This window comes from Methylobacterium sp. J-076 (assembly GCF_022829405.1).
Classification (GTDB): domain Bacteria; phylum Pseudomonadota; class Alphaproteobacteria; order Rhizobiales; family Beijerinckiaceae; genus Methylobacterium.
On record NZ_JAKSXW010000005.1, the window covers coordinates 1 to 1,024 of the forward strand.

The window sequence follows — 1,024 nt, forward strand, 5'->3', positions numbered from 1 at the left end:
TTCAACCCCCGGAAAATGCTGATGTTTTGACGTCGCTGGAGCGCATTTGGCCCCGACAATTCGTCCAAATCCCTGTTTTTTCCCTGTTCGCGGGAAGGGGCGCGTCGGAGACGGGTTCGCCCATGACTACCTCCACCACCAGGGGTTCTCGCGCAAACCGCGCGATCCTGGTGGTCGTCAAATTCCTTGATTTGTCAGTAGTTTAGCTGGGGCGCCTCGCTTAGGGCGCGTCTCTATCGCGTCTCCAGGGCCGGATCACCGGCCATTCTGCGCCCGGTCTCCACAGGCCACATCCCCGTTTCCTGCGATGCTGCTCGCGGCCCTTGATTGGTTCTTCCGCGACCGCACCAGCGGACGCATCGTGATCGGCCAGTGGCCGAACCCGCCGCTGTGGCTGTTCGGCTTCATGAAGGCCATCGCCTGGATCGCGGGGGAGGACACCGCCATCGGGCAGTGGGCGGATCTCGCATCGCGGATCGCCCTTGCGGTCTGGGCGGCCGATGAGGTGCTGCGCGGGGTCAACCCATGGCGACGCTGCCTGGGAGCCATGGTGCTGATCGGGATGGCGGTTCGCCTGATCGCCTGATCACTTCCGGAGTCGATGGCGTCAGCTGTCCGGAGCTCCGGCGGGACGCCCAGACGTCACAAGCCGACGATGCGTTCCTGTGCGTCCCAGGCCGGGGGCAACTCGCACAGATGGCGCAGGCCGATGCCCCGGGGCAGACGCGCCTCAACGATCGCTTGTACGATGCGGGGGGAGAGCAGGGCGAGCAACAGCGTCATGCGCACTGAGCGCTCGCTGCGCTGCTCGGCCAGAGCGATCGCCTCGATGCCCTCGCTTCGCCCAGCCACCAGATCCGCCATCCAGCTCCGGCCGGCGGCGATGCTCGCCAGGATCCGGGTGCGATCCTCCGTCTTCATCGCCCGCAGCCGATCGCCCTCGCGGCCCGGCGGTACGATGATCGCCCGGCGGCGCCGCTGCGGCTGATGCGTGAAGGACAGCGACAGGAGAGGGCGGTCGCCA

Annotated in this window: 2 protein-coding genes and 1 pseudogene; 2 read left to right on the top strand and 1 reads right to left on the bottom strand. The window is 66.8% G+C overall.

Features of this window, described 5'->3' with window-relative positions; all coding sequences use genetic code 11:
- Both MKK53_RS00060 and MKK53_RS00065 read left to right on the top strand, forming a co-directional pair.
- The coding region (locus tag MKK53_RS00060; protein ID WP_243925717.1) for a hypothetical protein at nt 1-206 on the top strand (206 nt) is incomplete at its 5' end.
- A gap of 101 nt (nt 207-307) precedes the next feature.
- The gene (locus tag MKK53_RS00065) at nt 308-586 is read left to right on the top strand and encodes a hypothetical protein (protein ID WP_243925719.1); all 279 of its coding nucleotides are present in this window, start codon (nt 308-310) and stop codon (nt 584-586) included.
- Nucleotides 587-642: 56 nt separating this feature from the next.
- On the opposite strand, the pseudogene MKK53_RS00070 reads toward MKK53_RS00065, so the two are convergent.
- Nucleotides 643-1,024: pseudogene (locus MKK53_RS00070) on the bottom strand (recombinase family protein); the annotation flags it as partial.

Bases quoted from the DNA above. Each gene is read 5' to 3' on its own strand.
- MKK53_RS00065 (WP_243925719.1), top strand. From the start codon at position 308: ATGCTGCTCGCGGCCCTTGATTGGTTCTTCCGCGACCGCACCAGCGGA.